At 42.4% G+C, this 19,527-nt stretch carries 20 protein-coding genes; 10 read left to right on the top strand and 10 right to left on the bottom strand.

The window, feature by feature from the left end; genetic code table 11:
- Nucleotides 1-2: 2 nt before the first annotated feature.
- Together hemH and hemE are read right to left on the bottom strand one after the other, a co-directional pair.
- Nucleotides 3-932 (bottom strand): ferrochelatase, encoded by a 930-nt coding sequence (gene hemH / locus P5G49_RS04655; protein WP_301242312.1) that lies wholly within the window; start codon nt 930-932, stop codon nt 3-5.
- 35 nt (nt 933-967) lie between these two features.
- Nucleotides 968-2,005, bottom strand: coding sequence for a uroporphyrinogen decarboxylase (hemE, locus tag P5G49_RS04650; RefSeq protein WP_301242311.1), 1,038 nt, complete (start codon nt 2,003-2,005; stop codon nt 968-970).
- Nucleotides 2,006-2,222: 217 nt separating this feature from the next.
- On the opposite strand from hemE, the gene P5G49_RS04645 reads away from it, so the two are divergent.
- The 3 genes from P5G49_RS04645 (at nt 2,223) to P5G49_RS04635 (ending at nt 4,723) form a co-directional block, all read left to right on the top strand.
- Nucleotides 2,223-2,741 carry an antibiotic biosynthesis monooxygenase family protein gene (locus P5G49_RS04645; RefSeq protein ID WP_301242310.1) on the top strand — a complete coding sequence of 173 codons (519 nt, stop codon included), beginning with the start codon at nt 2,223-2,225 and terminating at the stop codon, nt 2,739-2,741.
- Between the two features lie 83 nt (nt 2,742-2,824).
- Entirely contained in the window at nt 2,825-3,991 is a 1,167-nt protein-coding gene (locus tag P5G49_RS04640; protein ID WP_301242309.1) for a M20 metallopeptidase family protein, read from the top strand.
- Between the two features lie 165 nt (nt 3,992-4,156).
- Nucleotides 4,157-4,723: a competence protein ComK gene (locus P5G49_RS04635; protein WP_301242308.1), complete on the top strand. Its 567-nt coding sequence runs from the start codon at nt 4,157-4,159 to the stop codon at nt 4,721-4,723.
- On the opposite strand, the gene P5G49_RS04630 is transcribed toward P5G49_RS04635, so the two are convergent.
- From P5G49_RS04630 to P5G49_RS04615, 4 genes are all read right to left on the bottom strand, one after another.
- Entirely contained in the window at nt 4,689-5,063 is a 375-nt protein-coding gene (locus P5G49_RS04630) for a YhjD family protein (protein ID WP_301242307.1), read from the bottom strand. The genes P5G49_RS04635 and P5G49_RS04630 overlap by 35 nt on opposite strands.
- A gap of 480 nt (nt 5,064-5,543) precedes the next feature.
- Entirely contained in the window at nt 5,544-6,119 is a 576-nt protein-coding gene (locus tag P5G49_RS04625) for a nuclear transport factor 2 family protein (protein WP_301242306.1), read from the bottom strand.
- Between the two features lie 56 nt (nt 6,120-6,175).
- Nucleotides 6,176-6,850: a response regulator gene (locus P5G49_RS04620; RefSeq protein ID WP_301242304.1), complete on the bottom strand. Its 675-nt coding sequence runs from the start codon at nt 6,848-6,850 to the stop codon at nt 6,176-6,178.
- A gap of 20 nt (nt 6,851-6,870) precedes the next feature.
- Nucleotides 6,871-8,013 carry a sensor histidine kinase gene (locus tag P5G49_RS04615; protein WP_301242573.1) on the bottom strand — a complete coding sequence of 381 codons (1,143 nt, stop codon included), beginning with the start codon at nt 8,011-8,013 and terminating at the stop codon, nt 6,871-6,873.
- 140 nt (nt 8,014-8,153) lie between these two features.
- Between P5G49_RS04615 and P5G49_RS04610 the strand changes: the two genes are divergently transcribed.
- The gene (locus tag P5G49_RS04610) at nt 8,154-8,786 is read left to right on the top strand and encodes a YigZ family protein (RefSeq protein WP_301242303.1); all 633 of its coding nucleotides are present in this window, start codon (nt 8,154-8,156) and stop codon (nt 8,784-8,786) included.
- A 165-nt stretch (nt 8,787-8,951) separates the two neighbouring features.
- The gene (locus P5G49_RS04605) at nt 8,952-10,010 is read left to right on the top strand and encodes an LCP family protein (RefSeq protein WP_301242302.1); all 1,059 of its coding nucleotides are present in this window, start codon (nt 8,952-8,954) and stop codon (nt 10,008-10,010) included.
- 106 nt (nt 10,011-10,116) lie between these two features.
- Here P5G49_RS04605 and P5G49_RS04600 read toward each other — a convergent pair whose 3' ends face one another.
- Entirely contained in the window at nt 10,117-11,160 is a 1,044-nt protein-coding gene (locus tag P5G49_RS04600) for a glycosyltransferase family 4 protein (RefSeq protein WP_301242301.1), read from the bottom strand.
- A 257-nt stretch (nt 11,161-11,417) separates the two neighbouring features.
- Between P5G49_RS04600 and secA2 the strand changes: the two genes are divergently transcribed.
- Nucleotides 11,418-13,784 carry an accessory Sec system translocase SecA2 gene (gene secA2 / locus P5G49_RS04595; RefSeq protein WP_301242300.1) on the top strand — a complete coding sequence of 789 codons (2,367 nt, stop codon included), beginning with the start codon at nt 11,418-11,420 and terminating at the stop codon, nt 13,782-13,784.
- The gene (locus P5G49_RS04590) at nt 13,781-14,674 is read left to right on the top strand and encodes an accessory Sec system S-layer assembly protein (protein ID WP_301242298.1); all 894 of its coding nucleotides are present in this window, start codon (nt 13,781-13,783) and stop codon (nt 14,672-14,674) included. Before secA2 ends, P5G49_RS04590 begins: the two co-directional genes overlap by 4 nt.
- A 112-nt stretch (nt 14,675-14,786) precedes the next feature.
- On the opposite strand, the gene P5G49_RS04585 is transcribed toward P5G49_RS04590, so the two are convergent.
- Together P5G49_RS04585 and P5G49_RS04580 are read right to left on the bottom strand one after the other, a co-directional pair.
- The gene (locus P5G49_RS04585) at nt 14,787-15,278 is read right to left on the bottom strand and encodes a C40 family peptidase (protein WP_301242297.1); all 492 of its coding nucleotides are present in this window, start codon (nt 15,276-15,278) and stop codon (nt 14,787-14,789) included.
- A gap of 206 nt (nt 15,279-15,484) precedes the next feature.
- On the bottom strand, nt 15,485-16,186 hold the full coding sequence (locus tag P5G49_RS04580; protein ID WP_301242296.1) for a glucosamine-6-phosphate deaminase: 702 nt from the start codon (nt 16,184-16,186) through the stop codon (nt 15,485-15,487).
- Nucleotides 16,187-16,486: 300 nt separating this feature from the next.
- Here P5G49_RS04580 and P5G49_RS04575 point away from each other — a divergent pair, with 300 nt between their 5' ends.
- From P5G49_RS04575 to P5G49_RS04565, 3 genes are read left to right on the top strand one after another with little or no spacing between them, the layout of a single operon-like run.
- On the top strand, nt 16,487-16,633 hold the full coding sequence (locus P5G49_RS04575) for a cytochrome c oxidase subunit 2A (RefSeq protein ID WP_301242295.1): 147 nt from the start codon (nt 16,487-16,489) through the stop codon (nt 16,631-16,633).
- 24 nt (nt 16,634-16,657) lie between these two features.
- On the top strand, nt 16,658-17,161 hold the full coding sequence (locus P5G49_RS04570) for a cupredoxin domain-containing protein (protein WP_301242294.1): 504 nt from the start codon (nt 16,658-16,660) through the stop codon (nt 17,159-17,161).
- Nucleotides 17,158-18,813 (top strand): b(o/a)3-type cytochrome-c oxidase subunit 1, encoded by a 1,656-nt coding sequence (locus P5G49_RS04565; protein ID WP_301242293.1) that lies wholly within the window; start codon nt 17,158-17,160, stop codon nt 18,811-18,813. Before P5G49_RS04570 ends, P5G49_RS04565 begins: the two co-directional genes overlap by 4 nt.
- Nucleotides 18,814-18,949: 136 nt before the next feature.
- On the opposite strand, the gene P5G49_RS04560 is transcribed toward P5G49_RS04565, so the two are convergent.
- Nucleotides 18,950-19,527, bottom strand: a 578-nt coding sequence (locus tag P5G49_RS04560; protein WP_301242292.1) for a transposase, incomplete at its 5' end; no start/stop codon positions are given.

The raw sequence follows: 19,527 nt of genomic DNA, 5'->3' as shown, positions 1-19,527 counted from the left end.
TTTCACGCTTTTAATTGTTCAAGGACCGCGTCAGACATAGCACTGATGAAAAGTGGATCCGTATTCGGCATTGCCGGGCGGTAATAAGAAGCGCCAATTTCATCACAAACGACCTTACATTCGTAGTCATTATCGTAAAGGACTTCAAGATGGTCTGAAACGAAGCCGACAGGAGTATATACGAATGTTTTATAGCCATCTTTTTCGTGCAACTCACGCGTCAAGTCCTGTACATCCGGCCCTAACCAAGGCTCTCCCGTTTGGCCTTCACTTTGCCAACCGACTTCATAGTTTTTCACTTCAGCAGCTTCAGCGATCATTTTCGCTGTCTCTTCCAATTGGGCAGGATATGGATCTCCGAACTGCTTGATTTTTTCAGGCAATGAGTGTGCCGAAACGATAAGGCATGCGTTATTACGTTCCTCTTCAGTCATGCTTTCAAATGAACCTCGGATTTTCTCGGACCAATATTGGATGAATTTCGGTTGCTTGTACCAGCTTTCAACTGATGTAATCGAAATGCCATGTTTCTCAGCTTCTTCTTTCGCACGTTCATTGTAGGATTTCACGGAGAATGTTGAGTAATGCGGCGCTAATACGATGGAAACCGCTTCTTTAATTCCATCCGCTTCCATTTTTTCTACCGCTTCTTCAACGAATGGCGTAATATGCTTTAATCCCACATATACGCTGAATTCGATTTCATCTTGCGTTTTATTTAAATGATCGCAAAGAGCGTTCGCCTGGTTTTCCGTGATTTTCGCAAGCGGAGAAATTCCTCCGATTGCTTGGTAGCGGTCACGAAGGTTTTGCAGCTGTTCCGGTGCTGGTGGACGACCGCGCCGGATATGCGTGTAATACGGTTCAATGTCCTCGTCTTTGTACGGTGTGCCGTACGCCATGACTAAAAGCCCCATTTTCTTCCTTGTCATCAGTTGCACCTCGATTTAATAAATTATCCAGATAGTTATTTACGTAGTTGCGCACTATACTCATGCACAAATTCAGTTAATCTCTTTAAAGTAGCTGGCTGGACTTCAGGGAATACGCCGTGGCCTAAGTTGAAGATGTGGCTGCCGTGTTCGACGCCTTGTTCAACGATCACTTTCGCACGCTCTTCGATAATATTCCAATCAGCAAGAAGCAATGAAGGATCTAAGTTCCCTTGTAACGTCTTCGTCAAACCTCTCTCCCCAGCTTCTTTAATGCTTAGACGCCAATCAAGACCAACGACGTCGACTGGAAGGTCATGCCATTCGTTTGCCAAATGGCTTGCGCCGACTCCGAATGTGATCAACGGTACATTCAATTCGCGAAGCTCAGTGAAAATACGGTTCATGACAGGTTTGATGAACGTTCTGTAATCCGAAACATTCAAAGCCCCTACCCACGAATCAAATACTTGGATTGCCGCAGCGCCCGCTTCAACTTGCGCTTTAATGGATGTAATAATTGTATCTCCTAATTTGTTCATAAGGGCAAACCACGCTTCCGGCTCCGACACCATGAAGGATTTCGTCAGATTATAGCTTTTGGATGGACCGCCTTCAATCATATAACTCGCCAAAGTGAAAGGCGCTCCCGCGAAACCGATCAATGGCACAGTCAATTGTTCTTTCAATATTTTAATCGTGTCAATAACGAATGGAATATGATCCTCTGGTGATAATTCTCCAAGATTATGAACATCTTGCACGGAACGGATTGGATTGGAAATAACCGGGCCAACACCCGACTTGATCTTCACATCGACTCCAATTCCCGGCAAAGGCGTCACAATATCTTTATACAAAATTGCTGCATCCACATTATAGTTATCAACAGGCAGCTTTGTTACATATGCGCAAAGCTCCGGCTGATGCGTAATTTCCTCAAGGGAGTATTTTTCTTTTATTTTGCGGTATTCCGGTTGTGAACGGCCCGCTTGCCTCATGAACCAAACCGGTGTATGGTCAATTTTTTCGCCTCTCGCAGCACGAAGCAGTGTATCGTTAAATGTCGTCATAAATCGATCCCCACTTTCAAAAGTTTTAGCAATCGCTATTCTCTATTCGCTTTCAAATATAGACGTTTCCTTGCGTAAAGTATAGTATTTACACTGTTTTGTCATTAATTTGTGCTGCTTTCTCCGTCACTTTCGCCACCAGATTGCCATTGTTTGTTTTATTTGATCTCATAAGGGAAAATATGAGTAGTATCTATAAACAGAGGAGGTTTTGTGAATGTATTTGTATATGACATCCGGAACGCAAGATTTTATGGAGAAACTGCAACAACGTTACAAGGATAAAGGTATGATTCTTATGCATGGTGGCGGCCAGTCACTTCTTTTATATGAAACGGAAGCGAAATCTGTTTTCCAAGCACCAAGACGCTATGAAGTCATCAGTTCGGCCGGAGTTTTGAAGGACGAGGGCTTTTTCGTCTGCAATAATGTGGCAGTCACCGATGAGGGACGCCCTGTTTTCGAACATCGTTTTTCATCTTTAAACGGCGAAATCGACTCCCAACAAGGTTTCATCGCTTTTCGTTTGCTTCGCCCACTCGATTCTGACACATATGTAGTCCTAACTCAATGGGAAAAGGCCGCGGACTTCGACCTTTGGAAAAACTCCCCTTCATTTAAGAATTCCCATCAATCGATCGATAATAAGGAGTTCGCAACTAATACGACGCATATTTTTTCAAGCGCCCCCTATATTACGACATATACCGCTAGGAAGAAGGAAAACGAAATATAAACTTCCTCTTATTGCGGGTCCCGAAACGTATTGTTATAATTAAGAATGTATAGACAATACGTGTTTTTGAGAGGGGTTATCAAATGAATGGGCGACTGTTCGAAAAGTTAGACCTTGCTTATGAAGATATGGTGATCATCCGCAGACATCTGCATATGCACCCGGAATTATCTTTTCAAGAAGTGAAAACAGCACAATATATCCATGATTTCTATGCGGATCTTGGGATTGAGGTTCAAACAGGCGTTGGTGGTAACGGCGTTGTAGCTCGTGTCAAAGGGGCTCGCCAAGGTAAGACTGTTGCACTGCGTGCTGATTTTGATGCATTGCCGATCCAGGATGAAAAGGATGTCCCGTATAAATCCACGGTACCCGGCGTCATGCATGCTTGCGGTCACGATGGACATACTGCTGCCTTACTACAACTGGCGAAAGCCATCTTTGAAATGCGGGAGGACCTTGCAGGGGAATATGTATTTATCCACCAACATGCGGAGGAATATGCTCCCGGCGGCGCCGTTTCGATGATAGAGGACGGTTGTCTTGACGGTGTCGAAGCAATCTTCGGCACTCATCTTTGGTCAGGTACTCCATTGAAAACGATCGAATACTTAACGGGACCAGTCATGGCGGCTGCGGACCGGTTTGAAATAACAATCCAAGGCGCAGGTGGCCACGGTGCATCACCACATCAGACGAAAGACGCTGTCGTAATTGGAGCACAACTTGTCCTAAACCTGCAGCAACTTGTGTCGAGACGTGTCGATCCGATAGAATCCGCTGTGCTTTCCGTAGGCTCTTTCATCGCCGACAATGCTTTCAATGTAATTGCGGATTCCGCGAAACTTGGCGGCACTGTACGCTCCTTCAACCCTGACATTCGTGATTTGATGGAACGGGAAATGAAGCGTGTCGTCGATGGAACTGCCCTCGCCCATGACTGTGAAATCAAATTCGACTATTTCCGCGGCTACCCGGCCGTTGTAAATCATCAAGCGGAAACTGAATTCCTAAAAGAAGTTGCTGAGCAAATCCCTGGGGTTGACACAGTCATTGAGAGCAAGCCCCATATGGGAGGAGAGGACTTCGCCTACTACCTACAAAAAGTCCCAGGCACATTCTTCTTCACAGGAGCAAGACCGGCTGAACCTTATCCACACCATCATCCGAAATTCGATTTCGATGAACAAGCAATGCTACTTGCAGCCAAGACACTCGGCGCAGCTGCATTAGACTATCAATCTATTTAAGATAATGTACAAACCTCATCAAGGACGCCCATAACTTTCCAAGGGCGTCCTTTTTTGAACAGAATTATTCATTTTGAATAAATAGTTCTAATAATCTAACCAATTAATTGATTTAATTCTTTTTATCCTATACTATGAATGGGACGGGATAGAACATAGACTTCGATGAAAAAGGAGGAATTAACGATTCTTAGTAAAGATTTAAACACAAGATACATCATTACAGAAAAGACTTTCGTATTGGCACCCGAAAAAACTGTTGACAACAAAGTGTTCACAAGAGTCATGGAGCGGGAAAAAACGTTGATCGTTTCAAAGAAACCAATACATATTGTGACCCGTTCTTGCGCCGAATATGGTTCTGATTATACAACCGCCCTGAAGGCATCCAAAGTATTATTCGGGAACAATAGACAAAAATCGCCAATTTTACTGGCAAACTCATATGGCACACCATACATCTTCATTCCAACCCTATCACCTCAGTCAGACCAGAATGTATGGATTGCGTATCATGCAATCGATCTTTTCAACACTGACGGCTTAGGCACTTCCGTTTACTTTGATAATGGGCAACGTTTCAAAACGGAAATCTCGGCCCCCACCCTGTATCGACAATACGCATTGGCAAGAATGATCGAAAAAGATTTCCTGAAGAAGCGGGAAATGGCAAACCGTTCATTTTTCTTTTTCCCGGCTAATGAGAGGCCGAATAATTTCCCAACCTGGTAAAGTAAGAGTCCAATAATTCTTCCGTCCGATTTCTCAGGCGGACATTCAAATACCGGCGATGATCTTCATAGCCGCCATTAATGAAAATGTATTCCGTAAACATACTATCCCTGTCCTTACGGATCACTTTCATATCATGGCGTCTCAGATAAAATTTCGTTTCTTGCAACTCGCTTTGAACTTGTGTCATCGTAGCATCAATAATTTTCAAGTAAGGGCCCTTCAACTTGAACGGGCCCTTTTCAAGCAGCTCCCGATCCCGTTGCAACACAATCAGAAGCATCGGCAAATAAATCATATTTTCAAAATGAGGCAATGCCTTCGCAGGAATTAAAGGCATCACGGTCTCCTCCTCTCAAAGGGAACATTTGTTCCTATTATATGATTAATACTTCCGAAATGCAACACGGTTAGGGAAGGTAATTTTATCCGTACCGCGGGTCATTTATGAGCTTTTTGAAGGACTTATGCGTGAATCGGGCGATTTATGAGTGTGTAGATGGCTTTATGCGTATTTTTAGCGATTTATGAGCTTTTCGAAGGCATTATGCGTGTTTCAGAAGATTTATGAGTTTTTAAATGATTTATGCGTTAAATAAAAAACGAGTCCAATCATCTATAATGATGATGGACTCACTTTTCTTTAATTATTCAAAAACCTTATTGATTAGAGGTACGCACCGTTGATTGAAGCGCAGGGCGGCGACTCCTGTGGGATTAAGCGCGAATGGTGAGACCCCGCAGGAGCGAAGCGACGAGGAGGCTCACCCGCGCCCCACGGAAAGCGTCCGCCCGAAGCGCAAATCAACTCATTGCTCTCTTACTTCTGATCCTCCATATAATAAACCGAAGTAACCTTCCATTCCCCATCCTCTTTACTAAACACCGTCACCTGACGACCATCACGCTTCGTCTCCAGACCCGTCGACTTCTGCTTCATCGTAGTATACAAATTCGCAAAAACCTGCGCCTCATTTGCATCCTCATCAAACTTCACAACCGTCACATCCGACGCTTCACGGCCTAATTCATACTCCTTAAAAACACCCTCAATATAATCCCGCTCTTCCTCAATCGTAAAACTCTTCGGATTCTTGGAAAGCACACTCATATACTCATCAATATCCTGATTATTAAAAGCATGCATATACGTATCAAACGACTTCATAATAAGCTCCTTCTCAGCCGCAGGAACATTCGTCGCCTCTTCAATCGAACCGCCCAACATATTAAAACCAACTTTGCCGCCATTTTCTACCCCATGATCAATCGAACCATATCCACCAACCGCTTCACCATCACTCACAGAACCGCCTGTGGAATCGGCCTTGTTAGAACACGCACCTAATATAAGAACAAGAGCTAAAATCGAGTAAATCAATACATTTTTCTTCATACTTCTCCTCCTCCATTAAAAAAGGGACCTTTAAAAGGCCCCTTATCATACAATCATTACTTTACTTCAACCCAGCCGTTTTTGATAGCTGTGACAACTGCCTGAGTACGGTCGTTGACACTCATCTTTTGCAAAATGCTGGATACATGGTTTTTAACCGTCTTTTCAGAAATGAACAGCGTTTCCCCAATTGTACGGTTGCTCTGCCCATCCGTCAACAATTGCAATACTTCACATTCGCGTCTCGTCAATAAATGAAGCGGGCGGCGAATATCATTTTGATGGAAGTAGCCTTTATGTTCACGTTCGCTTAGACGACGGTACTCTGCAACAAGGTTGCGAGTCACTTTCGGATGTAGGTAAGAACCGCCAGCAGCTACGACTTTGATCGCTTGTACAATGGCGTCTGCGTCCATTTCCTTCAGCATATAACCAAGTGCGCCTGATTTCAATGCATGTGATACATATGATTCATCATCATGGATGGAGAGAATGATTATTTTCGCGTCCGGGAATTCGTTTTTAACCTTTTCTGTTGCCTCTACGCCATTCATTCCCGGCATGTTGATATCCATTAAAACGACGTCTGGTTCAAAGCGTCTGTAAAGTTCAGTCACTTCAGAACCATCGTCCCCTTCTCCCACTACTTCGAATGAGTCTTCGAAATCGAGAATACGTTTAACACCTTCTCGGAAAAGCTGATGGTCATCCACAATTAAAATTTTGGTCATTTTCATTCCCTCCCAATACCCTATTCAACAATTATATTTTCCTGTAACGGAATACGGAAAAGCACTGTAGTGCCATTGCCGACACTTGAAATAATTTTCATTTCGCCTTTCAGCAATTCAATGCGCTCCCGCATCCCAATAATACCGAATGATTTCTCTTTAGTTTGATTCACTTCAAAGCCTTTGCCATTATCTTTCACCACAATGTTCATTGTATCACGAAGCCATTCAACTTTCACCCATACATCCCTTGATTTACCATGTTTAAGGGCATTGGTAATACATTCCTGGACTAGCCGAAAAGTAGACACTTCAAAATTAGGCTCCAATCGCCTCTCGCTACCATTATTAACGAAGTGAATTGTAGTTCCTTTTTCATATTCCATAGTTGTCTGGGAATACTTACGTAATGTTGGAATTAACCCTAAATCATCAAGCGCCATTGGACGTAGGTCATAAATAATACGCCGCACCTCAAGTAGGGCATTTCTAACCATTTCCTTTAGAGAGTTAAGCTCCGATAACGCTTCTTGGGATCCTCTTTCATTATAAGTCTTTTCAATAAGACCCGAACGAAGCAGGACATTTGCCATCATCTGGGCTGGACCGTCGTGTATATCCCGGGATAGACGCTTTCGCTCTTCCTCTTGTGCTTGGATGATTTGGATGGCGAACTCCTGTTTCTGTCTTGCTGTTTCTAATGCTTCACCAACCTTTTTCAAATCGGAAGTCAAATACGAAATGACAGTCGATACCTGATTTGCAAGGTGATCCGCCTTATCAATAGTCTCTAATAAAGCTGCTATCCGCCGATCCAGCTCGTCCCGACGATAACGTAATTGCTTTTCCTCCATCCGATTGACAGATAACCTGACAAGCAGATCATTCGCAGTTTCATATGCCTTTCGCACTTCTTCTTCGGAGTAATTCATAAAGTTTTTCGAGACATCCGCAAGTCTTCTCCGAGAATGGCGTGTCAAATCCTCTAAGTTATCTCCTTCATCGATTACCCGGGAAATCTCTTCTTTTATAACTGCAATTTCGGTCTGCATCTCCTGGAAGGATTGACGGCTTTGCTCACTAATAGAGAAAATATCATTTTTGGATTTATCCATCACATTAACCATATTATCAAAAATACTTTCCAGTCGTTGGACATCCATGGTATTTCCTGCCAATGACAACACTCCCGTCCAAGTTGCAATGTTGCAGTATTCTTTAATAACGAATACACTTTATTATTATATCATCATAAAACTGAATACATATTAAGATTGTATTACAAGTGATAGGGGTGCTGCAAATGAGAGCGGATTACAAAACAGTCAAATTGTCCGGCGAAAGTGAACTCGTCATACAAAAATCCAGATTTCTCACATATGTCAGAAGAGTAGAAACGGAAGAGGAAGCAATCGACTTCATTCAAGAGATCAAAAAGATGCATCATACAGCGACACATAACTGTTCAGCCTATATCATCGGAGAACATGACCAAATCCAAAAAGCAAATGACGACGGAGAACCTTCCGGAACAGCAGGTTTTCCAATGCTTGAAGTGCTAAAAAAACAAGGGTTGAAAGATACTGCAGTAGTAGTAACCCGCTATTTTGGTGGTATCAAATTAGGTGGCGGCGGACTGATACGGGCGTACGGCCGTGCTACTACTGAAGGAATAACCGCAACCGGTGTAGTTGAAAGAAAGCTACACAACTTAATGAAGGTATCCATCGATTACACATGGCTCGGGAAGGTTGAGAATGAAGTTAGGCAATCTCCATACCCGTTGAAAGAGATTCTCTATGAAGAAGGTGTTAGCTTGCTCCTATATGTTCCTATAGAAAAGTCCAATGAATTTATCGAATGGATAACAGAATTGACAAACGGACAGGCGGAAATATCCACCGAATCTAACACGTTTCTTGAATTTGATCTTTGAAATCTGATAATAGTATACGACAAGCGAATTTAATAGTATAATGGTGAAAGTTGACGAATGATTACATTTATTGCAATTCCATTACACGCCAACTTTTGCACATACTAATTGGAATATAAAATCGCTTGGGAAAACTCCTTAGCCTATCGGAGGCTTAAAAATGATATGAAGAGAAAAGACTATAAAAAAATGAAGAAGGCGACATCAAAGACTCGCTTAGCCGTAAAGATAGGCCTGTTAGTCTCACTGTCCACATTGCTTATAGTGGCTTCCTACGCGCTTTCATTGCGTCAAAAGGCCGAACAGGCAGTTGAGAATGCATATGAACCGGTTCCTGCCACGTCAAAATCGGATTTAAGGGGCAATACCAAGGTCGAGCCGGCGAGGGATAACGTATCCATGTTATTAATCGGCGTAGATGAAAATGATACTCGGGAAGAAGCACGCGGCCGATCCGACGCCCTTCTTGTTGCAACCTTCAACGTGAAAGAAAAATCCGTGAAATTATTAAGCATCCCTCGTGACTCTTATGTTTACATCCCTAAGGTCGGGTATAAAGATCGGATCAATCATGCACATGCTTTCGGAGGAACTCACGCAGCAATCGAAACAGTTGAGGAACTGTTAGACATCCCGATAGACTACTATGTAAAGATGAATTTCAATGCGTTTATCGAAGTTGTCGATGCATTAGGCGGCATTAAAGTCGAAGTACCATATAACAGACTGGAAAAAGACGAAAATGATAAAAACACCATTCAATTGGTAAAAGGTTTTCATACACTTGACGGCCGACATGCCCTTGCATTAGCCCGCACACGTAAACTTGATAGCGATCTCGAACGTGGAAAGCGACAGCAAATGATCTTGCAGGCAATTATCAAAGAAATGGCATCAGTGAAATCGATTGGGAAATACGGAGACGTAATCGAGGCTGTCGGTGATAATATGAAAACCGATATGACGTTCGGTGAAATGACATCCTTCTGGGAATACGCAAAAGGTGGTATGCCCCAAATTGATACGATCAACTTGAAAGGCTATGATGATCTGTCAAGGGGTCCTTATTATTACCAGTTGGATAAAACCGATTTGGAGAATGTAAAACAATTATTGAAAGCACATCTTGGGCTCATCCCCGATTCTTCGAATTTAACAGATGGCAGTTCCGATATTTATGGTGCAGCAGATGAATCTGCTGACGGCAGTGATGATTTAAAATAACTACTTAACATCTCATCTGACTTTTGTCAGTGGGATGTTTTTTTATTGGGCAAAATAAAAACGATGATATGCATCGTTTGCATACCACCGTTTATAGAGTACTCGTTTATTTTCCAATCATACGCACTAAGTTCAATAAAGGTCGATAATTCGTTCCAGCTAAACCAATGATTTCGACGAATAATTCAATTGCAAGAAGCATGACCAAGATCAGTACGATTGCGCCCCAAACAGTTGCCTGGGAGAAAAGTACAGCCGCTACGCCGAAAAGAATAGCCAATCCGTATATAATCAGAACAGTTTGTCTGTGAGAGAAACCTGCTCTCAATAGACAATGATGCAAATGCGATTTATCCGGCGCAGAAATCGGCTGCTTCATCCGCACACGCCGGATGATTGCAAAGAACGTATCCGAAATCGGAACGCCAAGAATAATAATAGGAATGATAAGTGAAATCATCGTAACGTTTTTATACCCTAACAATGCCAATACTGAAATCATATAACCAAGGAATAAAGCTCCCGTATCCCCCATGAATATCTTCGCTGGGTGAAAATTATAGAACAGGAAGCCAAGTGAGCTCGCAGCCAAAATGGCAGCGGTCGCTACAACGAACATTTCCCCCATGATCAGCGCCATGACAGCGATGGAAATTAGGGCAATCGTGGAAACACCCGCGGCTAACCCATCCAATCCGTCAATGAGATTAATAGCATTTGTAATGCCGACGATCCAAAGAATTGTGATTGGAATACTTAAGTATCCAAAATCAAAAGGACCGAAAAACGGTAAATTAATGAATTCGATTTGTAAGCCGCCCCATGTTACGACTACGACAGCCGCAATAAGTTGGCCGAACGCTTTCGCTTTAGCAGTGATTTCAAGCATATCGTCAAGGAAGCCTGTAACTATGATGATTACAGCTCCAACGAGAATTCCAATTGCATGCTCATCTGATGGACGCAACAATAAATATCCGATGACGAACGCACCGAAAATCGCCACTCCACCGATACGTGGCATGACGGATGCATGCACTTTCCTATAATTAGGATGATCGATTGCTCCAATTCGGAATGCGAACTTTATGACAAGTGGAGTTAGTATGATGGAAGCTACGAACGCAGCAGCCATTGCAAGGAATAACATGTCCTTCCTCCCCGTATATAACAAATTTAGATAGCCAAACGTATTATAGCACGTTTGAATAGGGAAAGCATCCAAGTTTGCAAAAACATAGACTACTATACCCCGTTTTTTATTATTTCAAACCTGAAATGCTCATTTAAATGATTTCGCATCGTGCATATTGTTTGCATTTCTCCCTTGTGGTAGTCATTTCATATATACTTTGATAAAATAGACGTATCCTTAAAGAAGGATTAGACAAAGGAGCATCCATTATTATGTTATCATTTTTCAAACGTTCAAATCAAACAAGTGAAAGACAGCTTCGCAAATATCGCAAAGTTGTTCAACACATAAATAATTTGGAATCAAAATATGAAGCATTCACTGACGAAGAACTTGCAAATATGACTACAGTATTTAAAGAGCAACTTCAAAACGGTGAAACAGTGCAAGGAATCCTTCCAGAATCTTTTGCCGTTGTGCGCGAAGCTTCGAAGCGGGTTTTGGATATGCGGCATTTCGATGTGCAATTGATCGGCGGTATGGTATTGGCAGAAGGTAATATTGCAGAGATGCCGACCGGTGAAGGAAAGACGTTAGTCGCTTCCCTTCCTTCCTATTTAAGAGCGCTCGAAGGTAAAGGTGTCCACGTTATCACCGTCAACGATTATCTTGCAAAACGAGATTATGATCAAATCGGTCAAATCCATCGATTCCTTGGACTGACTGTCGGTTTAAATGTACCGATGATGCAAGGTCCTGAAAAACAAGATGCATATATGGCCGATATCACATACGGAGTCGGTACTGAATTTGGGTTCGACTATCTTCGCGATAATATGGTGCGGCATACGGCGGATAAAGTTCAACGTCCTTACCATTTTGCGATTATCGACGAGGTTGACAGCGTTCTAATCGACGAAGCGAAAACGCCATTGATTGTCGCTGGTAAAATGCAGGCAGATGCGGATCTTCATTTTATCGCTGCAAGACTTGCTAAACGATTCAAAAAAGGCGTGGATTTTGATTTTGACGATGAAACAAAAGCTACTTCATTGACAGAAGAAGGCATTGAGAAAGTCGAAAAGGCCTTTGGCATCGATAATCTATATGATTTGGAACACCAGACACTCTATCATTACATGATCCAAGCTGTTCGCGCGCATGTCATATTCAAACGCGACGTCGATTATATCGTGAAAGATGAAAAAGTAGAGCTTGTCGATATGTTCACGGGTCGAATCATGGAAGGAAGAACGCTTTCGGACGGACTTCATCAGGCGATTGAGGCAAAAGAAGGTCTGCCAATCACCGATGAAAATAAAGCGCAAGCGCAAATTACAATTCAAAACTATTTCCGTATGTATCCGACGCTTAGCGGAATGACAGGAACTGCGAAAACGCAGGAAAAGGAATTCCGTGAAGTCTATAATATGGAAGTAATCCAAATTCCGACGAACCGTCCACGTGCCCGTATTGATTCGCCGGATAAGGTCTATCAAACAATCGAACAAAAGTACGACGCGGTTGCGAAAGAAGTCGCCAAGCGACATGAAAAAGGACAACCTGTACTTGTTGGAACGACCTCTATCCTGCAGTCTGAAAAAGTGGCCAATTATTTGGATCGCTATAAGCTTGAATACAATCTATTGAATGCGAAGAGTGTTGAACAGGAAGTGGATCTCATTTCCCAAGCGGGGCAATTTGGTCATATTACGGTTGCTACAAACATGGCTGGTCGCGGAACTGATATTATGCTTGGTGAAGGTGTTGAGGAAATCGGCGGACTTTTCGTCTTAGGTACGGAAAAGCACGAAAGCCGTCGAATCGACAACCAATTGCGCGGTCGGTCAGGACGTCAAGGCGACCATGGTGAAAGCCAGTTCTTCCTCTCACTTGAAGATGAAATGTTTACTCGCTTCGCAAAAGATGACTTGGAAAAGTTCAATAAAAAAGTCAAAACCGATGAAGAGGGTCTCGTTCAAAACGCGGAAGTGAATGAATTGACCGAGAGGACGCAGCGAATTGTCGAGGGAGCCCACTTCTCCATGCGCGAATACAATCTAAAGTTAGATGATGTCATCAATGACCAACGAGGTGTCCTTTATTCATTACGGGATAAGGTTCTTGAACAAGAAGACCTTTTTGGCCAATTAAAAACGATGGTGTCGGAAGCGGTGGAGTTTGTCGTTTACGACAGTTGCCCTGAAAATGAAACGGTCGACAACTATGATTTCGATAGAATCGAGCGGACGATGAATGGCCTTTTACTGGAGCCGCTTACGTTGCCGCGTACTATAGAAAAGCCTGCTGATATCCTGAAATTATACAAAGAGCCGATTGACGAATTATTTGCCTATGTCGATACTTTCGCTGATAATGAGGAAGTCGTCAACCTTATCCCTCAGGTGATGTTGAGCCATATCGATAGCATGTGGGTAAAACATCTTGAAGTGATGACCCGCCTGAAGGAAGGGATCGGTTTACGATCTTACGGGCAAGAAGACCCGATGCGAATCTATCAGCGTGAAGGCCTGCAACTATTCGCCAAACATTACCAACAGCTGCGTCGTAATATCGCATCCGAGGTAATCGGATTTATGAAGCTCATTTCACAACAACAGGAGGCCGATGAGTCATGAAACTTTTTTCTATGTTCAAGAAAACCGAAAAAACGGGATCTGACAGCACTGTCGATTCAGGAGAAATTTTAGAGAACGCTGTACATTCGGATGAAACGGATGATGTCGAAACACAATTATCATTTCATCCAGAATGGGTTCTGTCACAAGAGCAGGAGTACGTATTCCGTTTCCTTTCAAATGAACTTGAACCATTAAAGCCAAACCAAATTTCCCTTGCCGGCGTCGATATCGATGTCGAAAAAGCGGATGACAGCTGGTTAGTTAAGGCGTTCTTCAGATCTTCATTGGATCAGGCGATTTCAATGGGACCTGTTGAATTGCTTTTATTGGATGATAAAGGCGAAGTGATCGCTTCACAGGAATTCAATCTTAGTGAATTAGGAGAAATCCCAGCTCGAAGTGCAAGACCTTGGGTATTCGTTTTCACGAAGCAAAACACATTTTTGGAAGAACCACCTAAGGAAAATTGGAAACTTGCTTTCAACGTCCAATCCATGGTGCCCCATAAGCTTGAACTTGAACAAGCATGGGAAGATGGACTTTCGGCCGAACAGAAAGACGCACTTGAAAAAGTCGTTGAACGGATGCCGAAATTAAAGCCACGCGAAGTGAACTTTGCAGGCTTCCAAGTGAAGAAACAGGATGACGGCAGCATTGCAGTCTCCCTCTTCATCCGAAACGGCCATTCCAAGCAGATCAGCATTGAAAAGCTGCCGCTTGAACTATTGGATGCTACAGGGGACCTTGTTGCACGCGGTTCATTCAACTTGGCACCGCTTGAAGTGAAAGCTAACACATCCAAGCCATGGACGTTCATCTATCCGAAGGAAATGGTACAAAAAGAGAATCCCGATTTCACGAAATGGGTCATTCGGGTGCCTCAATAAGGAATTTTTTAAGGAGCCGCATTTGCGGCTTCTTTTTTTATTGACTATTATATTCAAAACAAAAAGCAGATTCCGTGTAGGAATCTGCCGTATAGGTAAGTTTAATTAGTTTTTATTTAGATGCGACATCCGTAACGCCTGTAATACGTTTAGCGCCTACATATCGCTTGCCCCAATAAGCAGGGTCATTTAACTTATCGACACGAACGCCTTTCGAAGTCGATGCATGCGCGAATTTTCCATCGCCAATATAGATACCGACATGTGAAACGCCTTTGCCGGTTGTATTAAAGAAAACCAGATCCCCTACAACAAGATCGCTTTTAGCAACTTTAGTTCCAGTTGCATACTGTCCTGATGATGAACGGGATAAATTGATCCCGTGCTGCTTGAATACAAATTGCACAAAGCCTGAGCAATCAAAGCCGGCCTTTGAAGTACCGCCGTATACATATCTGATTCCTTTAAGATTTGTAGCCGTTGACGAGATAGCAGCTGAATCAATTGATGATGCTTCAGCTTGACCAGTGAAAGGTGAGACGAGTAATAGTAAAGACAATGCAAAAATAGCACACGGCTTTTGCATGCGTGTTAAGATTCTCATATGTTCCCCCAGGTTTTTTTATATTTATCTGAAAAATCATCTAAGATAACTTTACCATGAACTATGCTCGTCCCATATTACAATTTCGTAACAGTATCATTACAAAAAATAACGTAAACTTACAATTGAAATATACTTGTCATTTTTAATTATAAAAGCCTAAAAAGCCGCATTCTCCATGGGGAGATGCGGCTTTACGGATAGGTTCAGATGTCCAAATCTGTAATAATTGTAACATCTTGATGGTCATGTAAATAAGTTATTGTCCAGTTTGGATCCACTTTTCCTTCAAGGAACTTTGTAATTGCCGGGCGTTTCTTCTCTCCGAATGCAAGAAGTACTAACTTCTTTGCACTAAGAATCGAAGCGATTCCCATTGTCAAAGCAGTGTTCGGGATTTTTTCATCGTTTTCGAAGTATTGGCTGTTAACGCCTAATGTCGAATCAGTCAATTCCGCAACATGAGTGACAGAATCAGCAGGAGTTCCGGGTTCATTGAATGCAATATGACCGTTTTCCCCTACACCCAATAACTGAATGTCAAGTCCTGCCTGTTGCAATGCCGCTTCATAACGTTTGCACTCTTCCTCCAAATCTTCTGCCATCCCATTAGGAATATTCGTTTCTTTGAAGTCTTTTTTGCTGAATAAATGATCGTTCATGAAATATGCATAGCTATTCGGACTTGATGCTGACAGGCCAACATATTCATCCAAATTAAACGTTGTAACAGTTGAAAAATCCAATTCGGATTCAGTCAATTTTCTATATACAGGGATCATCGTGCTTCCTGTCGCTAAACCAAGGACATGAAGTCGATCGTTTTCAAGTTCTTCTTTTATCAGTTGATAAAATTGATCTGCACCTTTTTCAGGATTTTCAACTTGAATAAGTTTGTAATTTACCATTAGTTCTCAACCGACTTTCATTTTAAATTTAGTACTACCTATTTATTGTAATTTCCAGAAACAGTATGGTCAACTATCGACCTTTGGAACTGAATTATCTTCCTTTCCCTACCCGTTAAAATCGGAATGAAACCACTATATCATAACTATGGCGATAATTTGAATTCCATTTGTACAAAATGTGAACCTTTTTCACTATTTCAGATTCATAGGGAATTCCCTAATTCTCTATTTCAAGCGTAAGACTATGATAAAAGTATCAGCAAGCAATAAGAAATTCTGCCAAGGAGGTGTAGATCTATGGCTAACAAAAATAAGAAGCAGAATCAGACAACGCCAAAGGAATCCGAAATCAGTTTAAAAGGCACGTTCATTTCCGTCATGCTTCTTGGCGTCTTTATCCTTGCTTTATGGTTTGGCTCTTACGCCTTGTTTTTATCAAGATAATGAACTCAATTAGGAGGAAAATGTATGCATTTGCATAAATTTGAAAAGATTTGGCTCGTATTCGGAATGGCTTCACTCGCACTTTTCTTACTTATTACCGGATTTGCAGCATTCTGGAAAGGGACACACCCACAGAGCCATATTGAAACAATCGATCCACAAAATGTCGAGGCACATGAAGCATTTAAGCCTGAGAACCTTGGCCTTCAAGAGGTGGCGGATGGAAAATATACTGTTAACATCGTCGCTTCTGCTTTCAACTATGATTTCGGTACGGATGCGGATGGAAAGGCAGTTAAAAGAATCCGTGTGCCAAAAGGATCCACTGTACTTTTCCAGATCACTACTAAAGACGTCGTACATGGATTCCAAGTTGCAGGAACGAACGTCAACATGATGGTAGAGCCGGGACATGTGAGTAGGCTCGAAACTGTCATGAAAAATACCGGTGAGTTCACAGTTGTTTGTAATGAATATTGCGGAGTCGGGCATCATCAGATGTTCGCGGTCGTGGAGGTGTATGAATGATGCTGAAAAACTATAATTTCACAAAGAAGGAATCCCGACTATATATGTCATTCATGTATGTGACATTTGCATCACTACTTATTGGCGGTCTCATGGGACTGTTGCAGACACTTGCAAGATCGGGAGAATTTCAATTGCCATTCGGCATTAATTACTACACGATTTTAACAGTGCATGGCGTCATTTTAGGACTCGTACTTACAACGTTTTTCATCGTCGGCTTCCAATTTGCGCTGATGGGCAAAACAGTCGGCATCTCTGATAAGCAGCTGAAATGGGCATGGATTGCTTTCTGGACAATGCTCGTTGGTACAATTATGGCTGCAGTTACAATCTTAGTCGGTCAAGCGAATGTTTTATATACATTTTATGCTCCACTTCGGGCGCATCCGGCGTTCTATTTTGGTCTCGCTTTAGTAATTGTTGGTAGCTGGATTGCCGTATTCACTAATTTCCGCCAGTTGTATGTCTGGAAAAAAGCGAATCCGGGGCAGAAATCTCCGTTGCTTGCATTCATGGTCACTATTAATATGGCAATGTGGTTCATCGCATCACTTGGTGTGGCGACTTCCGTATTGGTTCAATTCATCCCTTGGTCACTCGGTTACGCAGCAACGATCAATGTTTTACTTAGCCGTACATTATTCTGGTATTTCGGTCACCCACTCGTCTATTTTTGGTTGCTTCCTGCCTACATGGCATGGTATGCAATCATCCCGAAAATTATTGGTGGAAAATTATTCAGTGATTCTCTTGCAAGATTGGCATTCATTCTATTACTATTGTTCTCGATTCCGGTCGGCTTCCATCACCAATTGACGGAACCAGGTATCGATCCAACATGGAAATTCATCCAAGTTGTCCTGACATTCATGGTTATAATTCCTTCATTGATGACAGCTTTCTCGATCTTCGGAACGTTTGAAGTGAGAGGACGAAAATTAGGATATAAAGGGCTTTTCGGATGGTTAAGAAATTTACCATGGAATGACGTACGTTTCCTTGCTCCTTTCATCGGAATGGTCGCTTTCATCCCGGGTGGTGCGGGCGGTATCGTTAACGCATCCCATCAAATGAACGCGCTGATCCATAATACGATCTGGGTTACGGGACATTTCCATTTAACTGTTGCAACTACAGTTATCCTTACGTATTTCGGTATGGCCTATTGGCTTGTTCCACATTTGACTGGCCGGAGATTGACTCCTAAGTTGAATAAATTAGGGATCATCCAAACGATCATTTGGACTGTCGGTATGGCTATCATGTCAACTGCCATGCATATTCAAGGTCTACTTGGCGGACCACGTCGCTCCGCCTTCTCGAATTATATGGGAGGCGAGCAAGTTGAAACATGGATCAGCTACCAAATTGCACAGGCGGTTGGTGGCACGATTCTTTTCATCGGCATCATCCTGATGATCTACATCTTCATCCAACTTGCATTCTTTGCACCAAAAGGAGTTCAGGAATTCCCGATTGCCGAAGAAGAAGTCGATGCAGAACCAACGCCTCTGATCCTTGAAAACTGGTATCTATGGATTGGAATCACGATTGCTCTAATTCTATTCGCGTATACGATTCCAGTAATCGATATTATTAAACACTCCCCTCCCGGATCGATACCATTCGATTGGCCGATCGGTAGGTAATTCTCAAGCCCCTGGGTAAAGACGCGAGGCCACTGAAAAACTTACGTTTTTAAATGTACAAGGCACTCTAAAATCTAAAAAGGCACCATTTCGTTCTTTCTTTGAACGAAATGGTGCCTTATTTCTTTGGTATTTCTTACTCTGCTTCTCTTAGTAAGGTTATTATTCGCTTTAGATTGACTGCAAATATTGTCATAGCTCCTTGCATCTGCATGCCAAATAGACCCGTGGATGTGGCGACATCATACCCGTGTCTTTGTTTTAATTCACTATTCTTCGCTTCAATTTTATAGCGGGATTTGGCTTTCAGCTTAAAATCATCGCTATTTTGAAATGCTTCCTGTTCCTTGTGTTCTGTCGATTTAATGGTGACGGAATATGTTTTACTCTTGGCCCCTTCCTTGTAACAGCCCTTGCGGAGTGGGCAAACCTTACATTTTTCAACATCAAAAAAATAGGTATCCGCCTGATTCTTCCCGGCATTCTTTCTACCTTGACGAGCTTTTCGAATGGCTAAATGACCAGCTTTACACACATACAATCCGGCATCTTTATTGAATTCAAATTCATCTTCTTTCGTTCGGCCACCATGTGTAATTAGGGGATGTAATTTCGATATCAATTGAAGCTTATTTTTTTTTGCGTAGAGGATATTATCTTTTTCCGAATAAGCTGTATCTCCGATTACCGTGTCAATCTCCATACCCGTTTCTT

It is taken from the genome of Sporosarcina highlanderae, from assembly GCF_030433715.1.
GTDB lineage: Bacteria > Bacillota > Bacilli > Bacillales_A > Planococcaceae > Sporosarcina > Sporosarcina highlanderae.
The sequence above is the reverse complement of the archived record's forward strand: the minus strand, read 5'-3'. Positions and strand labels throughout refer to the sequence as shown.